2 rRNA genes are annotated in these 2666 nt (G+C 57.7%); both read right to left on the bottom strand.

Annotated features, from left to right (window positions below):
* Positions 1-2: 2 nt before the first annotated feature.
* Positions 3-119: ribosomal RNA gene (rrf, locus tag IEY86_RS35745) — 5S ribosomal RNA — on the bottom strand.
* A gap of 72 nt (positions 120-191) precedes the next feature.
* Positions 192-2666, bottom strand: a 23S ribosomal RNA gene (locus IEY86_RS35740); the annotation flags it as partial.

Here is a 2666-nt window from a genome sequence, read left to right as displayed (position 1 = left end):
TTGTTCGGCGGCGTCCTACTCTCCCACAGGGTCCCCCCTGCAGTACCATCGGCGCTGTAAGGCTTAGCTTCCGGGTTCGGAATGTAACCGGGCGTTTCCCTCACGCTATGACCACCGAAACACAACGAAACAACCAGCCGGAACACAACACAGCCGTTGCCTCAGAACTACACAGTGGACGCGAAGCATCTATGGACAAGCCCTCGGCCTATTAGTACCGGTCAGCTCCACACGTTACCGTGCTTCCACACCCGGCCTATCAACCCAGTCGTCTACTGGGAGCCTTAACCCATCACGTGGGTGGGAGCCCTCATCTCGAAGCAGGCTTCCCGCTTAGATGCTTTCAGCGGTTATCCCTCCCGAACGTAGCCAACCAGCCATGCCCTTGGCAGAACAACTGGCACACCAGAGGTTCGTCCGTCCCGGTCCTCTCGTACTAGGGACAGCCCTTCTCAAGACTCCTACGCGCACAGCGGATAGAGACCGAACTGTCTCACGACGTTCTAAACCCAGCTCGCGTACCGCTTTAATGGGCGAACAGCCCAACCCTTGGGACCAACTCCAGCCCCAGGATGCGACGAGCCGACATCGAGGTGCCAAACCATCCCGTCGATATGGACTCTTGGGGAAGATCAGCCTGTTATCCCCGGGGTACCTTTTATCCGTTGAGCGACGGCGCTTCCACAAGCCACCGCCGGATCACTAGTCCCTACTTTCGTACCTGCTCGACCCGTCGGTCTCACAGTCAAGCTCCCTTGTGCACTTACACTCAACACCTGATTGCCAACCAGGCTGAGGGAACCTTTGGGCGCCTCCGTTACCCTTTAGGAGGCAACCGCCCCAGTTAAACTACCCACCAGACACTGTCCCTGATCCGGATCACGGACCCAGGTTAGACATCCAGCACGACCAGAGTGGTATTTCAACGACGACTCCACAACCACTGGCGTGGCCGCTTCACAGTCTCCCACCTATCCTACACAAGCCGAACCGAACACCAATATCAAGCTGTAGTAAAGGTCCCGGGGTCTTTTCGTCCTGCTGCGCGAAACGAGCATCTTTACTCGTAGTGCAATTTCACCGGGCCCGTGGTTGAGACAGTCGAGAAGTCGTTACGCCATTCGTGCAGGTCGGAACTTACCCGACAAGGAATTTCGCTACCTTAGGATGGTTATAGTTACCACCGCCGTTTACTGGCGCTTAAGTTCTCAGCTTCGCACACCCGAAAGCGCACTAACCGGTCCCCTTAACGTTCCAGCACCGGGCAGGCGTCAGTCCGTATACATCGCCTTACGGCTTCGCACGGACCTGTGTTTTTAGTAAACAGTCGCTTCTCGCTGGTCTCTGCGGCCACCACCAGCTCAGAGGGCAAAACCCCATCACCAGCAATGGCCCCCCTTCTCCCGAAGTTACGGGGGCATTTTGCCGAGTTCCTTAACCACGGTTCACCCGAACGCCTCGGTATTCTCTACCTGACCACCTGAGTCGGTTTAGGGTACGGGCCGCCCTGAAACTCGCTAGAGGCTTTTCTCGACAGCATAGGATCATCCACTTCACCACAACGGCTCGGCATCAGGTCTCAACCACATGTCACACGGATTTACCTGCATGACGGCCTACACCCTTACCCCGGGAACAACCATCGCCCGGGCTGGACTACCTTCCTGCGTCACCCCATCGCTCACCTACTACCACCTCGGACCGGCGGCTCCACCACTCCCCCTCGACCCGAAGGTCTCGAAGGCGGCTTCACGGCCTTAGCATCAGAGGGTTCAGCGCTGGCGCTTCAAAGCGGGTACGGGAATATCAACCCGTTGTCCATCGACTACGCCTGTCGGCCTCGCCTTAGGTCCCGACTTACCCTGGGCGGATCAGCCTGCCCCAGGAACCCTTAGTCAATCGGCGCACAAGTTTCCCACTTGTGTATCGCTACTCATGCCTGCATTCTCACTCGTATACCGTCCACCACTCGCTCACACGGCAGCTTCACCCGGCACACGACGCTCCCCTACCCATCCACACCCTCGTTGGAGGCACATGCGTGAATGACACGACTTCGGCGGTACGCTTGAGCCCCGCTACATTGTCGGCGCGGAATCACTTGACCAGTGAGCTATTACGCACTCTTTCAAGGATGGCTGCTTCTAAGCCAACCTCCTGGTTGTCTCTGCGACTCCACATCCTTTCCCACTTAGCGTACGCTTGGGGGCCTTAGTCGATGCTCTGGGCTGTTTCCCTCTCGACCATGGAGCTTATCCCCCACAGTCTCACTGCCGCGCTCTCACTTACCGGCATTCGGAGTTTGGCTAAGGTCAGTAACCCGGTAGGGCCCATCGCCTATCCAGTGCTCTACCTCCGGCAAGAAACACACGACGCTGCACCTAAATGCATTTCGGGGAGAACCAGCTATCACGGAGTTTGATTGGCCTTTCACCCCTAACCACAGGTCATCCCCCAGGTTTTCAACCCTGGTGGGTTCGGGCCTCCACGAAGTCTTACCTCCGCTTCACCCTGCCCATGGCTAGATCACTCCGCTTCGGGTCTTGGGCATGCGACTCAACCGCCCTGTTCGGACTCGCTTTCGCTACGGCTACCCCACACGGGTTAACCTCGCCACACACCGCAAACTCGCAGGCTCATTCTTCAAAAGGCACGCAGTCACGGCC

This window comes from Wenjunlia tyrosinilytica (assembly GCF_014646055.1).
Taxonomy (GTDB): Bacteria; Actinomycetota; Actinomycetes; order Streptomycetales; family Streptomycetaceae; genus Wenjunlia; species Wenjunlia tyrosinilytica.
The sequence above is the reverse complement of the archived record's forward strand: the minus strand, read 5'-3'. Positions and strand labels throughout refer to the sequence as shown.